Source organism: Streptomyces sp. NPDC127068 (assembly GCF_042724695.1).
GTDB lineage: Bacteria > Actinomycetota > Actinomycetes > Streptomycetales > Streptomycetaceae > Streptomyces.
In genome coordinates this window covers 20,246-35,305 of record NZ_JBHXEN010000034.1, presented here as the reverse complement: position 1 = coordinate 35,305, position 15,060 = coordinate 20,246, and the positions used below count along the sequence as shown (strand labels likewise).

Genomic DNA, 15,060 nt, shown 5'->3' with positions numbered 1-15,060 from the left:
GCCCGTGGCCGGTCCCCGACCCCGTCAGACCGGTGGCCGCTCCGCGTTCTGCCGGTACTGCTGTTGCTGACACGCGCGCGAACAGTACTTGCGGCGACGGCCCCGCGCCGCTTGGGCGACGGGCCCCGCGCAGACGGCGCAGCGACGCGAAGGGGCGGTGTTTTCCTCACGCGACGGCTTCATTTCGTCACGTGGTCGACGGCCCGCGGTGCGCCGCGGGATCGACTGTGCCGCGGCGACGAGGCCGGGTATCGCGACGAGCCCGCGCGGCGTGTGGGCGACCAGCTCGCCGTCGAGATCCGGGCACTGTCCGACGATGTCGTCGTCCGGGCACTGCAACAGGTGCAGCAGATAGGCATGAGCGCTCCGTAGCTGCCTGATCTTCTCCTCGGTCAGCTCGGCCTGGCGCTTCACGGCGCTCTGCCACTGCCGGTTGCGACCGCCCGCAGTCACCACGGACGCCTGTTCGAGCGGCATCGCTCCCACCACGCAGCACAAGTAGGCCAGGCCGATGCGACGGAGTTCGGTCTCGCTGTAGGCCCGCCGCCCGTTCACCCGCGGCGGTTCGCGCAGCACTCGTTGGGCCTCCCACCACCGCAGTGTCGACGGGGCGAGGCCGTAGAGGGCTGCTGCCTGGCCGATCGAGACACCAAGTGGATCGCTCATGTGTCCATTTGACATCAAGTTGCCTTGAAGACTCAAGATTGAGGTTAGGCAAGCCTTACTGCACCCCGGAGCGGTGGAGGCGGCATCGACAGCCGCACGGCCGTTGAACAGGCGAGGACGCCGGCGGCCCGCCGGGGAGGGGAGCGGAGCGGTATGAGCGCGACGAAGTGCGTCCCGGTCGCCAGCACGAGCGGGCGCGGCCCGGGCATCTCGCCACCTTCCTCCCCGCCCCGTACGCACACCCGGCCCATCGACCGGCACATCAACCAGGAGAACACCCGCCCATGCTGAGCACCGTCACCCGCCGCCGCGCCGCGCACGCGCTAGCCACGCTCGTCTCGGCCGTGCTCGTCCTCACCGCCTGCGGCTCCGGCAGCTCCGGCGACCAGGGCGAGGAAGCCGCCAGCAGCGGCGGGCCGAGCGAGGTCGTCCTCGCCGGCGCCTACGGGAAGACCACCGTCCCCGTCACCGACCGGAAGGTTTGGGCCCTCGACCCGAGGACGGCGACCGAACTCCTCGCGATCGGCGTCACCCCCACCCACTCCGGCACGTACTCCTACAAGGGGGACGCGGCCTTCGAAGCACGTCACCGACTGCTGGCCGACGAAGGCGTCGAACTGGTCGCCCCCGACAAGGTCGAACGCGTCCTCCAGGCGCAGCCGGCACTCATCATCGGCGAGCAGAGCCCCAGCACCGACGAACTGCTCAACGACCTGGAGAAGATCGCTCCGGTACTGATCACCCCGGCCTCCGCGCCGTGGGAGAAGAGCCTGCACCTCCTCGGCCGGGCCACCGGTCACCAGGACGAGGTCAAGGCCGTCATCGACCACCTCGACCGGGAGATCGCCACCACCAAGGGCGACCTCGCCCGAGCGGGCCTGGCCGGCAAGACCGTCTCGCTGATGTCCGCGTGCGGCGACGGAACCTTCTGCGCCTACGGCAGCAGCCGGACCGCCGGACCGGTCCTGACCGACCTGGGCTTCAAGCGCCCCGCCGAGCACGGCCAGAACCGCACCGGCCTGGAGTACGGGTACACCAGCGTGAGCGAGGAGAAGCTGAGCGAACTGGTCGCTCCGATCGTCTTCGTCCTCAGCGGATCGGTCCAGTACGGAGCGCCCGACCCGCTGGACAACCCGCTGTTCAAGGTCGACGACTCCCAGGTCGGTGCGGTCGACTTCGCCGCCTGGTACGGCTCCGGCGCCTTCGACGTCCCGTGGATCCTGGGCGACATCCGCGCCGTCCTCCTCGGCGACGGCACCGTCATCGACGAGAAGAGCGGCGTGAAGCTCTTCGACGAGCTCAGGAAGGCCATAGCCTGATGCAGCGCCAACTGGTGCTCAACTACGTGCTCACCTCGCAGGGGTACCCCTGGGAGGCCTGGCGCCACCCCACCATGGACGTCACCCGGGTCAACGACCTCGACTTCCACCTCGAACAAGCGCGCCTCGCCGAGGCGGGCCGATTCGACGCCCTCTTCATCGTCGACCACCGTGCGCAGTTCCACACCCCCGACGCCGCGCTCTTCTTCAACCTCGACCCCGTGCAACTCCTGACCGCCGTCGCCGCGCACACCGAACACATCGGCCTGATCGCCACCCTCGGCACCAGCTACTGGACGCCCTACGCCGCGGCCCGCCAACTCGCCACCCTCGACCACCTCTCGAAGGGCCGGGCCGGCTGGAACGTCGTCACCTCCGCCTCGGTGCAGGAGGCCCGCAACCACGGCCTCGACGAGGCCGAGGACCGCGAGATCCGCTACGGCCGGGCCCGGGAGTTCATCGACGCCTGCCTCCAGCTCTGGCACTCCTGGGAGCCGGACGCGATCACCGCCGACCGCTCGCAGCTGACTCCGGTGGACCCCGAGAAGATCCACGCCGTCAACTTCGCCGGAGAGCACGTACAGGTCGACGGGCCCCTCGGTACCCCCCGCTCACCGCAGACGGTGCCGCTGATCTGCCAGGCCGGCCCCTCACCCGCCGGCCGCGAACTCGCCGGCGCGTACGCCGACCTCGTCTACGCGGCCTGCACCGACCCACCGGAGGGCCGCGCCTACCGCAAGGACCTCATCGACCGAGCGGTCACGGCCGGCCGCGCAGCCGACGCCCTCAGGGTCGTGCCCAACCTGGTGCCCTTCGTCAAGAGCACCGAAGCAGAAGCCAGAGCCTTCCAACGGGAACTCCTCGACCTCGCGCCCGAGGACGCACTCACCATCAACTCACCGAGCATGGTGATCGGCACACCCGAGCAGATCGCCGACCGCATCGCGGTCGACTTCGCGTCCGGGGCCCACGACGGCATCACCCTCGGCGTACCCGTCCTGTCCGCCCTCGCCGACTTCGTGGACACGGTGGTGCCGCTCCTCCAGGCCCGCGGCGTCCACAAACGCGAGTACGCCCACGGCACGCTGCGGGAGAAGCTCGGCCTGCCGTTCACCCTGCCGGTCCCGCGCGAGCGCTGGACCCGGTTCTACCCCGCATGACGCTGACCGAGACGGCCCGCCCCGCCTTCCCGCGCGCCTTCGCCGGCGCCCGACGCCGCTGGACCGGACTGGCCCTCCTGCTCGCTGCCGTCCCCGTCGTCACGGCACTCAGCCTGGCCGTCGGCGCGGGCGGCATCCCACCCGCCGAGGTGCTGGACGTGCTGCTGCGCCCCGACGGCAGCGAGGCCGCCATCATCGTCCACGACCTGCGCATCCCGCGGACGGCGCTGGCGCTCGCCGTCGGCGCCGCACTCGGGCTCGCCGGGGCGCTGATGCAGGGGCAGACCCGCAACCCGCTGGCAGACCCCGGTCTGCTCGGCATCGAGGCCGGCGCCGCGCTGGCCGTGGTGCTCAGCATCGCGCTGCTCGGCATCGACACCATCGCCGGCTACCTGTGGTTCGGGCTCGCCGGTGCCGGCGCCGCAGCGGTCGCCGTCCTGGCCATCAGCTCCAGCCGCGGCGGACCCGACCCCCTCTCCCTGGTCCTGGCCGGCGCCGCGACGACCGCCCTGCTGATGGCCCTCACCCAGGGCATCGCGGTCCGCGACGCCAACTCCATCCAGGCGTACCGCGTCTGGGGATCCGGCACGGTCATGGGACGCGGCCTCGACATCCTCTACCAGGTACTGCCGCTGCTCCTGCTCGGGCTGCTCCTGGCCGCCGCCAGCGCCCCCGGACTCAACCTGCTGCAACTCGGTGACGACGTCGCCCGGTCGCTGGGGCAGCACCCGTTGCGACAGAAGGTCCTCGGCATCGCCGCCGTCATGGTCCTGTGCGGTGCCGCCACCGCCGCCTGCGGCCCGATCGGATTCGTCGGCCTCACCGTCCCCCACGCGGCCCGCTACCTCTGCGGGGTCGACTACCGCTGGGTGACCGCGTACTCGGCCGTGCTCGGCGGACTGCTCCTGACCCTGGCCGACACGATCGGCCGGGTCATCGCCCTGCCGTCGGAGGTCCACGTCGGCATCATGATGACCCTGCTGGGCGGCCCGGTCTTCGTGCTGATCGTCCGCCGCACCGGGCTGGTGCGCATATGAGCACCCCGCACCGACTCGCCAAGACCCCCGTACGCCTGGGAACCGCCTCCTGGCAGCTGCCGCTGCGGGCCCTGTCCGCCACCCTCGCGGGTCTCGCGCTGCTCGTCCTGCTCGTCACCGTCGACCTGGCGACCGGAGACTTCACCATCGGCATCGGCGAGGCGTTCCGGGCCCTGGTCATCGGCGACCACCCCGCCCACGCCCTGTTGGTCAGGGAACTCCGGCTGCCCCAGGCCACCGTGGCCGTCCTGGCCGGCGCCGCCCTGGGACTCTCGGGGGCCCTGACCCAGACGTTCGCCCGCAACCCGCTGGCCAGCCCCGACATCCTCGGCGTCACCCAAGGAGCGTCCCTCGCCGCCGTGCTCGTCATCATCGGAACGACATCGGCCGGGCACGGCGGCGGACTGGTCGACGGGCCACTGCAACGCTTCGGCCTCGTCCCCGCGGCCTTCGCCGGCGGCATCGCCGCCGCCGGCCTGCTCTGGCTCCTCGCCCGGCGACGGGGACTGGACCCGCAACGACTCGTCCTGACGGGCATCGCCGTCAGCTCGGTACTCACCGCCGGCACCCAGTGGCTCCTGGTCCGGGCCAGCATCAACGACGCCGCGAGCGCCCAGGTGTGGCTGTACGGCAACCTCAACGGACGCGGCTGGGACCACGCCGTCCCCGTCGCCGTCGTCCTCGCCACGATGTTCCCGCTGTCGCTGCTGCTCGGCCGACACCTCAACGCGATCCAACTCGGCCACGACACCGCCCGCGGGCTCGGGGTGCGGCTCCCGTCCACCCAACTCCTCACCCTGCTGGCAGCCGTACTGCTCGCGGCGGCAGCCGTCTCCGCCGTCGGGCCCCTGGGGTTCGTCGCCTTCGTCGTCCCGCAGATCGCCCTCCGGCTGACCGGTGGATCGAGGCCACCGCTCGTCGCCTCGATGGTCTACGGCGCCTGCCTCGTCGTCACCGCCGACCTGATGTGCCGCACGGTCCTCCCCCCGGGCGTCCCCGCGGGGGTCGTCACCGCCTGCGTCGGAGCGCCCTACCTGATCTGGCTCCTCATCCGCACCAACCGGAGGCACGCCGCATGACCACCCCGAGCGTTCACCGGCCCGCTTCACGGCTCGGGGCCGAGGCCGTGACCATCGGCTACGGCAGCGACCCGGTCGTCCGGGACCTCACCCTGGACGTGCCCGACGGGATGATCACCACGATCATCGGCCCCAACGGGTGCGGGAAGTCCACTCTGTTGCGCACCATGGCCCGCATGCTCAAGCCCACCACCGGCCGGGTGCGCCTCGACGGGGAATCCGTGCACGCCACGGCGACCCGAGAGGTGTCGCGGCACCTCTGCCTGCTCCCGCAGCATCCGGTCGCGCCCGAGGGCCTGGTGGTGCGCGACCTGGTCACCCGTGGACGACACCCGCACCAGCGGTGGTTCCGTCAGTGGTCACCGCAGGACGAGGAGGCCGTGGACCGCGCCCTGGAGCTGACCCACATCGCCGACCTCCGCGACCGGCGCCTGGACCAGCTCTCCGGAGGCCAGCGACAGCGTGCCTGGATCGCCATGACCCTGGCCCAGGACACGGAGATCATGCTGCTCGACGAGCCCACCACCTATCTCGACCTGGCACACCAGGTGGAGGTGCTCGACCTGGTGCTCCATCTGAACCGGGAGCGCGGTCGCACCGTGGCGATGGTGCTGCACGACCTCAACCTGGCCGCGCGTTACAGCGACCTCGTCGTGGTGATGAAGGACGGTGCGGTCCTGGCACGGGGAAAGCCGCACGAGGTGTTCACCCCGGGCACGTTGGCCGAGGTCTTCGGACTCCACGCGGACGTGCTGACCGACCCGCGCACCGGTCTGCCGATCGTCGTGCCGGTGAACTCCAGCTCCGCTCCGACCGGCAGCCGCCCCGGAGCAGCCGCCGGGGCCCTCCGCGCTCCCTGAACGACGTCAACAACGGCGCAGGATCGAAGGGTCCGGTCGTCGAACGGTCCGAGGCGCCTGGCGGACGACCTGCCGGATCGCCACGGGGACTGCTGGGCGACCTCCACGGTCTTCTGCTAGGTCCTGGGCGAAGCCCTCGAACAGCAGGGCCCCCGCGCGAACGGGCCCACACCGCGGGCGGTAGCGAAGGGGCCGCTAGCTCGGCGCGACTCGTTGTAGGGTAGGTAAACCGCCCTTGACCTGCATAAACGCAGGCAGGGAGCCTAGCCCCAGGAGTACCCCGATGCTGCGCACCATGTTTAAGTCCAAGATCCACCGGGCGACCGTCACCCAGGCTGACCTGCACTACGTCGGTTCCGTGACGATCGACGCGGACCTCCTGGACGCCGCTGACCTGCTGCCCGGTGAACTCGTTCACATCGTCGACATCACCAACGGCGCCCGCCTGGAGACGTACGTCATCGAGGGCGAGCGGGGTAGCGGCGTCATCGGGATCAACGGCGCGGCGGCCCACCTGGTGCACCCCGGCGACCTGGTGATCATCATCAGCTACGCCCAGGTGGAGGACGCCGAGGCCAGGGCGCTCCGTCCCCGGGTGGTCCATGTCGACGAGGGCAACCGGATCGTCGAGCTCGGCGCCGATCCCTCCGCACCCGCACCCGGCGGCGAGACCCGGCGGGCCCCGCACACCGCGGTGCCCGCGTCCGCCTGAGGGTACGACCGCGCCCGCTGGGGCGAGCCCGACGCCGGGCCCGGACCCCGCGCCCGTACCGTCGTCGCACCGGCACCGGAGGGGACGGCCGAGTCGTCACCGGGTGCCGCACCACAGGGAACGTCCGGACCGTACCAGCGGTCCCGGATCGACGAGCAGACCGGAGGAACGAGAAACCATGACCGACACGGAGATCAGGGACGACCGCGCGGCGGGCCGCCTGGAAGCCCACGCGGACGGCGAACTCGCCGGTCACATCGCCTACTTCGTCCTGACGGAACCGGGTCCCGCCCTGGTCCCCGTGCACACGGTGGTGCGGCCGGAGTTCGAGGGCCGGGGCATCGCCGGGTCCCTCGCCCGTGAGCTGTACACCATCGCCGCGCGGGAGGGCGTCCCGGTCGCCCCGCTGTGCCCGTACGTCGTGAAGTGGGCCGCCCGCCACCCCGAGGAGGCGCCCGTCGCCGATCCGGAACTCCTGCGGGCCGCCAAGAGGTACGTCACCGCACACCCCGAGCAGTGGTGACGGGGTCCGAACCGGTCCGGCGGATCAGCCCGTCGGAACGAGGGCGTGAACGGCCTTGCCGCCCTCGGGGAGCCGGGTCACGCTGATCTCCCGTGCCAGCCGGACGATCAGCGGCCACCCGTAGCCGCCGCCCAGGTGCGGTCGGGGGAACCCGTCCCGGTCGTGGGCGGCGGGTACCACCTCGCTGCGGTCGCACACGGTCAGCCGCACGCCGTCGGGCACCACGGTCGCTTCGAAGCCCGTCACCCCGCCGCCGTGGGTGAGGGCGTTGGTGACGAGTTCGGAGGTCACCAACAGCAGGTCGATGACGGCGGGGTCGTCCGGGACGGCGGGTCCGCCCACCAGGGCCAGCACCAGACGACGGGCCTCGCCGGCGGTCGCGGGGCACCCCGTGACCAGGGGGTGCCCGACCCGGGCGGCACCCGCTCCGGCCTCGGGGGCCGTCCCGGTCTCACCGGGCCCCGGGGCCCGGACACCCGCCGAGGTGCCGCGCGGAGCGGAGGCGAACGGCTCGGCCACGGGTCGGCTCAGGCCGCCCGACGCACGGCCGACGGGGCGTGCGCGCCGCAGCAGCTCCGGGCGAGCACGCCGTCCGCCGCGGCGACCGCGTCCCGCGGGTCGTCGGTGCGGGTCACCTGGCACAGGGCGCGGGAGACGTCCGCCAACGCCCGGCGCCGCGGCGGGCTGTCCTGTTCGGCGACGGCGATGCGCAGGGTCGCGTACCGGGTGAGCAGGTCGCGAAGGACCTCGGGTGACGATGGGTGCACGGGGTGAACTCCTTACGGTCCTCCCGCTTGTGTCCCGTCTGATCGACTCCACACCTTCCCGCGCCGCTCCTCCTCGGATGACGTACCGTCCCCGCTCGCCAACCGGTCACCGGGACGTGGGCGACTCCACGTCGCCCCCCGCCGAACGGGGGGTCCCTTCCTGATCCGGCACTGACCAGGTGGGCGATACGCATCGCGCTCGTGCGAACGCGGTGCGTAAGCTGTGCGCTCGGATGATCACCACCCGAGGAGATGTCTGAGTGAACCGCGTCCGTACCGTCCTGGCCGCGCTCGGTGTCGCGGCGACCGCGGCGGCGGCACCCGCCGCCCATGCCGCCCCCGCCCCCACCGCAGCGGGCTCCCCCGCCGCCCCCACGGCCGCGCCCTGCACCGGCGCGTACGAGGGTGACGCCCGGCTCGGCCCCGAGCACCTCCCGGCCAAGCGTGACAAGCCGGTCGGCCCGCTCCTCAAGGGCTGGCAGCGCACCGGCCAGCTCAACTCCGAGGACTTCCTGAAGAAGTACTGGGAGGGCCCCGCCGACACCGGGGGGTGGAAGTACCCGCCCAACGACGGATTCGCCGAGGTCAACGGCCAGCTCGACAAGGAACCGGCGAAGCTGCGCAAGGGCCAGCGCCTCGACCGCTTCGGCTCCGAGTACGGCTCCTACCTCGCTCCGGCGGGCGACGCCTACGCCAAGCGGGCGTTGCCCCCGCAGAGCCTCAACACCCGGGACGCCGCCGTCCCCTGCGACTACCGCGTCTACAAGGTGGCCAAGCCCTTCTGGGTGTGGAAGGGCGGCATCGCCCCGTGGTTCGAGCAGCCCGGCGGCGGCAAGCAGATCAAACTCGACCCCGTCTTCCTCGACCCGGGCCAGGGCCAGCGCCTGAACGTCAAGTGGCTCCTCGACCATGGCTACCTCACCCCGGCCACCCGCTGACCCCTCGGGGGACGCCACCGGGCGGGTGACCCGGTGAACCGCTACGCCTTGCACCGCGAGCTCGTTGCCGCGGGCGTCCTCGACGGCTACTACCGCATCGAGGACGCCCACGAGCCGGTCCCCGTCCCCACCGACTTCCTGTTCCTGCGCCGTTCGTCGGACGGCGGGTGGGAGACCGGGGTCTACGAACGCGGCAGGTACGAGGTGGTCACCCACCACACCACCGAGGCGGCGGCGTGCGCCGCGCTACGGCGGCTGCTCGGCTGAGGCGCCGGTCGGCGTCCCCCCTCGGGGTGAGCGGACGGGACTCCCGGGTGGGGGAGCGGGTAGCCGGGGGAGGAGTCCACCAGTCGACCGCGACCATCGGAGGCCCCTGATGACCCATCCCTTCCCCACCCCCGTGCCGCCCGGACCGACCCCCGGTCCGCTGCCGGGCCCCGACCATCCGCAGCCCCCGCCGACCGACCCGGTCCCCACGCCCCCGGGTCCCCGTCCGCCGTCCCCGCCCGCCCCCGAACCGGTGCCCTCCCCGTCGCCGGTCCCCGAGCCCCCCGGCCCCGAGCCGACCCCGCAACCGGGACCCGCCTCCTGAGCGTCACCCACGGGAACGCGTACGTGACCACCAGAGCGGCGGGCGGGCGACCACGAGTGCGACGAGGGCGCGGCCCACGGGCCCCGGAACCGGTGCAGGACCGGTCCCGGGGCCCGTTCGGCTCGGCAGGCTAGTCGGCGGACACCTCCGAACGGTCCCCGCCCCACAGGGTGTGGAACGAGCCGTCCCGATCCGTGCGCCGGTAGGTGTGCGCCCCGAAGAAGTCCCGCTGCCCCTGGGTCAGTGCCGCCGGCAGCCGCTCGGCGCGCAACGCGTCGTAGTACGCGAGCGCCGCCGAGAAGCCGGGCGTCGGAACGCCCTGCTGCGTCGCGGCGACCAGCACCGCCCGCCAGTCGTCCTGCGCCGCTCCGATCTCCCGGGCGAAGCCCTCGTCCGAGAGCAGGCTCGGCAGCTCGGGGCGTGCGTCGTACGCGGCCCGGATGCGGTCCAGGAACGCCGCCCGGATGATGCAGCCGCCCCGCCAGATCGACGCCACCGCGCCCAGGTCGATCTCCCAGTCGTACTCCGCGCTGCCCGCGGCGATCTCGTGGAAGCCCTGGGTGTACGAGACGATCTTCGACGCGTACAGGGCCTGCTCCACCTGCCGGGCGAACGCCGCGGCCTGCGCCTCGTCGAGGGGTCGGGCCGTCGGTCCCGGCAGCGACCGGGAGGCGTCGCGCAGGTCCGTGTGGCCGGACACGGACCGAGCGAACACGGCCTCCGCGATGCCCGACACCGGGACCCCGAGGTCGAGGGCGATCTGCACGGTCCAGCGGCCGGTGCCCTTCTGCTCGGCGCTGTCCCGGACGACGTCCACGAACGGCTTCCCGGTCGCCGCGTCGACGTGGGAGAGGACCTCGGCGGTGATCTCGATGAGGTACGAGTCCAGCCGGCCGGTGTTCCACTCGCGGAAGATCTCCGCGATCCGCGCGGGGGAGTACCCCGCGACGTCGCGCAACAGTTGGTACGCCTCGGCGATGAGCTGCATGTCGGCGTACTCGATGCCGTTGTGCACCATCTTGACGAAGTGCCCGGAGCCGTCCGGCCCGATGTGCGTCACGCAGGGTGCGCCGTCCTTCGCCTTCGCGGAGATCCTCTCCAGCATCGGCCCGAGGGACGCGTACGACTCGGCCGGGCCGCCGGGCATGATGCTCGGCCCGTGCAGTGCGCCCTCCTCACCCCCGGAGATGCCGGCGCCGACGAAGTGGAGTCCCTGCTCGCGCAGTTCCCGCTCACGGCGCCGGGTGTCCGCGAAGTGCGCGTTGCCCCCGTCGATGATGGTGTCCCCCGGTTCCAGCAGGGGGGCGAACTCCCGGATCACGGCGTCCGTCGGCTCCCCCGCCTTCACCATGATCACCAGACGGCGCGGGCGTTCCAGGGCGGCGACGAAGTCCTTGGCGCTCTCCGCGGGCACGAAGATGCCCTCCTCGCCGAACTGCCTGACGAGGTCGTGGGTGCGCGCGGCGGTGCGGTTGTGCAGGGCGACGGTGTAGCCGTTGCGGGCGAAGTTGCGAGCGAGGTTGCGTCCCATCACGGCGAGGCCCGTGACACCGATCTGAGCTTGGGTGGTCATTCCTGGGGCTCCTGGATTCGGATGTTGTAGGTCGTGATGATCAGTATTGCGCCCGCTCGTAGAGTGGGGCGCCGACAACCTGTACGAAAAGGAACATCCGTGGCTCATTTCGATCTGCCCCTTCCCGAGTTGCGCACCTATCGCCCCGATCTGTCGGAGCCGGAGGACTTCGACGCCTTCTGGCAGCAGACCCTGGGCGAGGCCCGTGAGCACGACGTCGACGCCCGTTTCGTGCCGGTCGACGCGGCGCTCGTCGGCGTCGAGGTCTTCGACGTGACGTTCGCGGGCTTCGGCGGACACCCCGTCAAGGGATGGCTCGTGCTGCCCGCCGGCACGACCGAGCCGATACCGGCGGTCGTGGAGTACCTCGGCTACGGCGACGGCCGCGGACTGCCGCACGAGCACCTGCTGTGGGCGACCGCCGGGTTCGCCCACTTCGTCATGGACACCCGGGGACAGGGCTGCGACGGGGACCGGCAGGGCGACACGCCGGACCCGGTCGGCTCCCCGCCCTCGCACCCCGGATTCATGACCCGGGGCGTCGAGAACCCCCGGGACTACTACTACCGCAGGGTGTTCACCGACGCGGTCCGGGCCGTCGACGCGGTCCGCAGCCACCCGTCGGTCGCCGCGGACCGGGTGGCCGCCCTCGGCGGCAGCCAGGGGGGCGGGATCACGCTCGCCGTGGGCGGTCTGGTGCCGGACCTGGCGGCCATCGCCCCCGACGTGCCGTTCCTGTGCCACTTCCGCAGGGGCGCCACCCTCACCGACCGCCTTCCGTACCGCGAGATCGGCGCGTACCTGAAGGCGCGTCGCGGGGGAGAGGAGCAGGTCTTCCACACCCTTTCCTACTTCGACGGGGTGCACTTCGCGGCCCGGGGCCGGGCGCCGGCCCTCTTCTCCACGGCACTGGAGGACACGGTGTGCCCGCCGTCCACGGTGTTCGCCGCGTTCAACGCCTACGCGGGGAGGGAGCGCTCCATGGAGGTGTACTCCTTCAACGGTCACGAGGGCGGCGGCCCCTATCAGCAGGGTGTCCAACTGCGATGGGTGTCGGAGCACTTGAAGGGGTAGCGGACCGTGCCGGCCCCGGGACGCACCGGGGCCGGCCGTGCGGTCGGTGAGCGACTGATTACCCTCTTGTCCGGCCGGTCGGGTAGCGCATAGTTTGGCGAATCCTGATGCCTCGGGGGCCGACCCCGTAGGACAACAAGGGGGCGCAAATGGCCGTGCGTGGCCGACACCGCAGGGTCCAGCCGAAGCGGATCAACCGGACCTCTCTGACCCTCACCGTCGGCGGCGCCGGATTCGCCATGCCGCTCATCGGTGCCGACCTCGCCCACGCGGCGGACGTCAGCACCTGGAACAAGGTCGCCGCCTGCGAGTCCAGCGGTGACTGGAACACCAACACCGGCAACGGCTACTTCGGCGGCCTCCAGTTCACCCAGTCCACCTGGGAGGAGTACGGCGGCCGGGCCTACGCACCCCGCGCCGACCTGGCCACCAAGCACCAGCAGATCGCCATCGCCGAGCGGGTGCTCAAGGGGCAGGGCCCCGGCGCCTGGCCCAACTGCTCGGTCCGCGCGGGCCTCACCCGCGGCGGCGACGCACCGGACGTCAACCCCACGGCCGGGCGGCAGAAGGCGCTGCCCGACCGGTCGGCCCGCGGTGACGCACGGGACGCCAAGCCGGAGACCACCCCGCAGTCCCGCGCGGGCAAGGCGAAGATGTACACCGTCGTCACCGGGGACTCGCTCTCCGGGATCGCCGCCGACCGCCGGGTCCCCGGTGGCTGGCAGCGCCTGTACCAGGGGAACCGGGCGACGATAGGCGACGACCCCGACCTGATCATCCCCGGTCAGCGGCTCGCCCTGGACCCCAAGGCGCGCACCGCCCCCAAGGAGCGCGACCGGTCCGCCGACCGGGAACGCAAGCGGGCCGCCGAACCGCAGGCGAAGAAGCCGGTCGCCAAGGAGCCGGTCGCGAAGAAACCAGTGGCGAAGAAGCCGGCGGCCGACAAGCCCGCGGCCAAGAAACCGTCCGCCGCGCCAGAGAAGAGCGGTCGAGATTCGGCCACCGCGAAACCCAAGAAGAAGGCCACCCCCGAACGCCGTCAACCCGCCTCGGCCACCCGCGGTGACGACCGCCGCTCCTCCGGCCAACTCACCGCCCCGGTCGCCGCCGACACCGGCACGGGGTACCGGGTGGCCGGCCGGCACTGGTCGAAGGGCTACCACACGGGCATCGACTTCCCGGTGCCCACCGGGACCTCGGTCAGGTCCGTGGCCAACGGCACGGTGGTGTCCGCCGGGTGGGCCGGATCGTACGGCTACCAGGTCATCATGCGTCACACGGACGGCCGGTACAGCCAGTACGCCCACCTCTCCGCGATCTCCGTCCGGTCCGGTCAGAGCGTGGTGAGCGGGCAGCGCATAGGCCGTTCGGGCAACACCGGCAACAGCACCGGGCCCCACCTGCACTTCGAGATCCGCACGGGCCCCGGCTTCGGCACGGACATCGACCCGGTGGCCTACCTGCGCGCGGGCGGCGTCCGCATCTGACAGCGACCGGCCCCGGCGGCACCCGCCGCCGGGGCCGACCCCGGACCTACGTTCCCACCCGGTCCCGCAGCAGGTGGATGCGGTACTCCGGGTGGTCCCGCACCGAACGCGGCCCCGCCCCCGACTCGCGCGTCCTGCGCAACTCGCCCGGCAGCTCCGGCTCGCGGTGCCCTGCCACACCCATGCGCTGCGAGGGCACGCCCGACACCCCGGAGGGAATCGTCAGCGGCCCCGGGACCGCCCCGCCCGGCAGCACGTCCGTCTCGCTCACCTCGTCGTCCGACCGGTCGCCCGCCCCGGTGCCCCTGGCGTCCGACTCCTCGTCCACGGACACCGCGGTGCCCGCCTGCTGCTCGCGTCCGATGCGTTCGGTCGTCAACAGGATCAGACCGCCCGCCGCGACCACACCGCAGCCGAGGGCGAGCAGGGTCCCCGTCGCCCCGTAGCGGAACGTCTCGCCGAACAGCGTCAGCCCCACCGCGGTGGCCACCACCGGATTCACCACCGTGACGGTCGACAACGGCGCCGCCAGCCCCGCACCCCGGTACGACGACTGGGACAGGAACATGCCCGCCGTCGCCATCACCGCGATCACCACGAGGCTCATGACGTCCATCGAGGGCGAACGGTCCGCCCAGTCCACGGCGACGGCCTTGGTGAACACCGATCCGATCCCGAACGCCACACCGGCGCCACCGGCCAGCAACACGCTGCGCACCGCCGGATGCCGGTGCGCCGCCCGACCCGCCACCGTCAGGGTCACCAGCACGCCCGTGGTCACCAGCGCCAGCACCACGCGTTCTTGACCGTCCATGGACTGGTCGTCGGCGGCGCCCATCAGCGACAACAGACCGGCCAGTCCGATCGTCGCCATCAGCGCCCCGCGCCAGGCCGCCGCCCCCGCCGTGCGGCGCACGAAGTAGGCCGCCATCGGCAGCGCGAACACGATGGTCAGGGCGCCCAACGGCTGCACCAGACTGAGCGGTCCGTAAGCGAGCGCGATCACGTGGAGCACCGCTCCGACGCCGTTGAGCCCGACCGCGCCCCACCACGCGGGACGCCGCAGCGCCGCGAGGACACGGTCCGGGGCGTGCGCCGCCACCCGCTCCTGGACGATCGCCCCACCCGCGTACGCCACCGCAGACACGAGGCAGAGCACCACCGCGAGGACGAAGCCGCTCATGCGCGTCTCCCGGCAGTACGGAGGGCCCTACGCGGGGTGCGGCGCGCCCGGCGCGGCGGTGGGTGGGATGTCATGGTTCCAGCATCCCGC

The 15,060-nt window shown here is 72.3% G+C and carries 16 protein-coding genes; 11 read left to right on the top strand and 5 right to left on the bottom strand.

Annotated features, from left to right (window positions below; translation table 11 throughout):
* Nucleotides 1-24 precede the first annotated feature (24 nt).
* Nucleotides 25-666, bottom strand: a complete 642-nt coding sequence (locus ACFWIA_RS21710; RefSeq protein WP_387007535.1) for a MerR family transcriptional regulator — start codon at nt 664-666, stop codon at nt 25-27.
* A gap of 284 nt (nt 667-950) precedes the next feature.
* Between ACFWIA_RS21710 and ACFWIA_RS21705 the strand changes: the two genes are divergently transcribed.
* The 7 genes from ACFWIA_RS21705 (at nt 951) to ACFWIA_RS21675 (ending at nt 7,356) form a co-directional block, all read left to right on the top strand.
* Nucleotides 951-1,985 (top strand): ABC transporter substrate-binding protein, encoded by a 1,035-nt coding sequence (locus ACFWIA_RS21705; RefSeq protein ID WP_387007533.1) that lies wholly within the window; start codon nt 951-953, stop codon nt 1,983-1,985.
* On the top strand, nt 1,985-3,145 hold the full coding sequence (locus ACFWIA_RS21700; RefSeq protein WP_387007532.1) for an NtaA/DmoA family FMN-dependent monooxygenase: 1,161 nt from the start codon (nt 1,985-1,987) through the stop codon (nt 3,143-3,145). Before ACFWIA_RS21705 ends, ACFWIA_RS21700 begins: the two co-directional genes overlap by 1 nt.
* On the top strand, nt 3,142-4,182 hold the full coding sequence (locus ACFWIA_RS21695) for a FecCD family ABC transporter permease (RefSeq protein WP_387007530.1): 1,041 nt from the start codon (nt 3,142-3,144) through the stop codon (nt 4,180-4,182). Before ACFWIA_RS21700 ends, ACFWIA_RS21695 begins: the two co-directional genes overlap by 4 nt.
* Entirely contained in the window at nt 4,179-5,261 is a 1,083-nt protein-coding gene (locus ACFWIA_RS21690) for a FecCD family ABC transporter permease (RefSeq protein WP_387007529.1), read from the top strand. Before ACFWIA_RS21695 ends, ACFWIA_RS21690 begins: the two co-directional genes overlap by 4 nt.
* A complete protein-coding gene (locus tag ACFWIA_RS21685) occupies nt 5,258-6,121 on the top strand; it encodes an ABC transporter ATP-binding protein (protein ID WP_387007527.1) in 864 nt (287 codons plus the stop codon). The genes ACFWIA_RS21690 and ACFWIA_RS21685 overlap by 4 nt, the downstream gene beginning before the upstream one ends.
* Before the next feature lie 283 nt (nt 6,122-6,404).
* Nucleotides 6,405-6,833, top strand: coding sequence for an aspartate 1-decarboxylase (gene panD / locus ACFWIA_RS21680; RefSeq protein ID WP_387007525.1), 429 nt, complete (start codon nt 6,405-6,407; stop codon nt 6,831-6,833).
* A 178-nt stretch (nt 6,834-7,011) separates the two neighbouring features.
* Entirely contained in the window at nt 7,012-7,356 is a 345-nt protein-coding gene (locus ACFWIA_RS21675) for a GNAT family N-acetyltransferase (RefSeq protein ID WP_387007523.1), read from the top strand.
* A gap of 24 nt (nt 7,357-7,380) precedes the next feature.
* On the opposite strand, the gene ACFWIA_RS21670 is transcribed toward ACFWIA_RS21675, so the two are convergent.
* The gene (locus ACFWIA_RS21670) at nt 7,381-7,875 is read right to left on the bottom strand and encodes an ATP-binding protein (protein WP_387007521.1); all 495 of its coding nucleotides are present in this window, start codon (nt 7,873-7,875) and stop codon (nt 7,381-7,383) included.
* Between the two features lie 8 nt (nt 7,876-7,883).
* The gene (locus tag ACFWIA_RS21665) at nt 7,884-8,123 is read right to left on the bottom strand and encodes a DUF5133 domain-containing protein (protein WP_387007519.1); all 240 of its coding nucleotides are present in this window, start codon (nt 8,121-8,123) and stop codon (nt 7,884-7,886) included.
* A gap of 260 nt (nt 8,124-8,383) precedes the next feature.
* On the opposite strand from ACFWIA_RS21665, the gene ACFWIA_RS21660 reads away from it, so the two are divergent.
* Nucleotides 8,384-9,061 (top strand): TNT domain-containing protein, encoded by a 678-nt coding sequence (locus tag ACFWIA_RS21660; RefSeq protein WP_385492655.1) that lies wholly within the window; start codon nt 8,384-8,386, stop codon nt 9,059-9,061.
* Between the two features lie 33 nt (nt 9,062-9,094).
* Nucleotides 9,095-9,328: a hypothetical protein gene (locus ACFWIA_RS21655; RefSeq protein WP_387007517.1), complete on the top strand. Its 234-nt coding sequence runs from the start codon at nt 9,095-9,097 to the stop codon at nt 9,326-9,328.
* A gap of 455 nt (nt 9,329-9,783) precedes the next feature.
* On the opposite strand, the gene gndA is transcribed toward ACFWIA_RS21655, so the two are convergent.
* Entirely contained in the window at nt 9,784-11,226 is a 1,443-nt protein-coding gene (gene gndA, locus ACFWIA_RS21650; RefSeq protein WP_387007515.1) for an NADP-dependent phosphogluconate dehydrogenase, read from the bottom strand.
* Nucleotides 11,227-11,325: 99 nt separating this feature from the next.
* On the opposite strand from gndA, the gene ACFWIA_RS21645 reads away from it, so the two are divergent.
* Both ACFWIA_RS21645 and ACFWIA_RS21640 read left to right on the top strand, forming a co-directional pair.
* Complete coding sequence (locus tag ACFWIA_RS21645; RefSeq protein WP_387007513.1) at nt 11,326-12,300, top strand: acetylxylan esterase; 975 nt, start codon at nt 11,326-11,328, stop codon at nt 12,298-12,300.
* Between the two features lie 149 nt (nt 12,301-12,449).
* A complete protein-coding gene (locus tag ACFWIA_RS21640) occupies nt 12,450-13,787 on the top strand; it encodes a transglycosylase family protein (RefSeq protein ID WP_387007511.1) in 1,338 nt (445 codons plus the stop codon).
* Nucleotides 13,788-13,833: 46 nt separating this feature from the next.
* On the opposite strand, the gene ACFWIA_RS21635 is transcribed toward ACFWIA_RS21640, so the two are convergent.
* On the bottom strand, nt 13,834-14,970 hold the full coding sequence (locus tag ACFWIA_RS21635; protein ID WP_387007509.1) for a DMT family transporter: 1,137 nt from the start codon (nt 14,968-14,970) through the stop codon (nt 13,834-13,836).
* Nucleotides 14,971-15,060 lie beyond the last annotated feature (90 nt).